This window comes from Vibrio sp. 378, from assembly GCF_033339435.1.
In genome coordinates, this window is the sequence record NZ_JAWOUO010000048.1 from 1 (window position 1) to 2085 (window position 2085).

Annotated in this window: 3 protein-coding genes and 1 pseudogene; 3 read left to right on the forward strand and 1 reads right to left on the reverse strand. The window is 47.3% G+C overall.

Annotated features, from left to right (window positions below):
- The 3 genes and pseudogenes from R7Q48_RS23900 to R7Q48_RS23910 all read left to right on the forward strand — a co-directional run.
- A pseudogene (locus R7Q48_RS23900) lies at nt 1–96 on the forward strand (transcriptional regulator NrdR); the annotation flags it as partial.
- A gap of 7 nt (nt 97–103) precedes the next feature.
- On the forward strand, nt 104–1228 hold the full coding sequence (gene ribD / locus R7Q48_RS23905) for a bifunctional diaminohydroxyphosphoribosylaminopyrimidine deaminase/5-amino-6-(5-phosphoribosylamino)uracil reductase RibD (protein WP_318132553.1): 1125 nt from the start codon (nt 104–106) through the stop codon (nt 1226–1228).
- Nucleotides 1229–1240: 12 nt separating this feature from the next.
- Nucleotides 1241–1894: a riboflavin synthase gene (locus tag R7Q48_RS23910; protein WP_005483039.1), complete on the forward strand. Its 654-nt coding sequence runs from the start codon at nt 1241–1243 to the stop codon at nt 1892–1894.
- Nucleotides 1895–1898: 4 nt separating this feature from the next.
- Here R7Q48_RS23910 and R7Q48_RS23915 read toward each other — a convergent pair.
- Nucleotides 1899–2085, reverse strand: a 187-nt coding sequence (locus R7Q48_RS23915) for a hypothetical protein (protein WP_318132554.1), incomplete at its 5' end; no start/stop codon positions are given.

Here is a 2085-nt window from a genome sequence, read left to right on the forward strand (position 1 = left end):
CTCGACAAAGTGGCTTACATCCGTTTTGCATCGGTTTATCGTAGCTTTGAAGATATTCGTGAATTCGGCGAAGAAATTGCCCGCCTTGAAGACTGATTAAATCATGCCTCAACACACTTCTGCATCTCCATTTTCTCCTCAAGATTTTTCAATGATGTCGCGTGCGCTCAAGTTAGCTCGACGCGGCATTTATACGACGGCTCCAAACCCGAACGTCGGTTGCGTAATTGTTCGTGATGGCGTGATCATTGGTGAAGGTTATCATCATCGCGCTGGAGAGCCCCATGCTGAAGTGCACGCGATGCGCATGGCTGGTGATAAAGCTGAAGGTGCAACGGCATACGTTACCCTTGAACCGTGCTCCCACTATGGACGCACGCCACCTTGCGCTGAAGGGTTGATAAAAGCCAAAGTGGCGCGAGTAGTGTGTGCGATGGAAGATCCGAATCCAAAAGTGGCTGGACGTGGCATCCAAATGCTACGTGAAGCCGGGGTTGAGGTTCAGGTTGGATTGTTAGAAAACGATGCGATTGAGCTCAATCGTGGCTTCATTAAATTCATGCAAACAGGCATGCCATTTATCCAATTGAAAATGGCAGCAAGCTTGGATGGACAGAGTGCGCTAAGCAATGGCAAGAGCCAATGGATCACCTCCCCACAGGCTCGCCAAGACGTGCAGCGTTATCGAGCGCAAAGCGGTGGCATTCTGTCTACAAGCAAAACAGTGATGGATGATAACGCTTCTCTCAACGTTCGTTGGGATGATTTGCCGCAGAGTGTTCAAGCGCACTATGAGCTGACGGAAGTTCGCCAACCTGCAAGGGTAATACTCGACCGTCAACAGAAACTGAGTGATGACCTTAAACTGTTCAGTACCGAAGGTGAGCGAATTATTGTCAGCAGCGAAGGCGATGTTTGCCCACAACTCGATCAAAACGGAAAAATTGATTTAGCTGCCACCCTAAAAGCGGTCGCGACTCAGCATAATATCAACCATTTATGGGTGGAAGCTGGCGCGACGCTCGCGAGTTCTCTAATCAAAGCTAACCTTGTAGATGAGTTGATTGTCTATCTCGCTCCGAAACTAATGGGAAGCGATGGACGTGGTTTAATTGGCGCGCTGGGATTGACGGAGATGGCGCAGGTCATCGATTTAAATATTACTGATGTGCGAATGGTGGGCAGAGATATCCGTATTACCGCCACCCTTGTACGTAAAGAAATTTAGAAAAGAAGCACTATGTTTACAGGAATTGTAGAAGCAGTTGGTAAATTAACTGCGATTACGCCAAAAGGCGAAGATATTACCGTTACGGTAGAAGTAGGTAAGTTAGACATGTCTGACGTGAAGTTAGGCGACAGCATCGCAACTAACGGTGTGTGCTTAACGGTGATTGACTTTGGAAGCAATTACTACAGCGCGGATTTGTCTCTCGAGACCTTGAAAAAAACCGGTTTTGCAAACTACCAAGTAGGCGAAAAGGTTAACTTAGAAAAAGCCATGCTGCCGACGACACGTTTTGGCGGACACATTGTATCTGGACACGTGGACGGCGTGGGTGAAATTGTGGAGCGCAATCAAGTTGGTCGTGCGATAGAGTTTTGGGTCGCGATGCCTGCTGAGATCAGCAAGTACGTGGCAGAAAAAGGCTCTATCACCGTTGATGGTATCAGCTTAACGGTGAATGATTTACGTAAAAACGCATTCAAACTGACGATTGTGCCTCACACCAGTGAAGAAACCACTATCGACCAGTTCCAAGTGGGCCGCAAAGTGAATTTAGAAGTGGATGTGTTGGCGCGTTATATGGAACGCTTGCTGCAAGGTCAGCAAGAAGAGCAGCCTGAATCTCGCATCACCATGGACTTCTTACAACAAAATGGCTTTGCGTAAGCGCTCAGCCACGTTGCGGTAATTGCCATAACAGACCGGATTCACAGAACATCGTTAGGGCAATTGACTTGCATTGTGCAAGGCTCAAACTGTTGATGTCATTACCATTGCAATAAGATTTCACGCATTGCTGTCGGAAAATAAATTTTAGAATAACGGGAAACAGAATATGCCAATCAGTACACCACAAG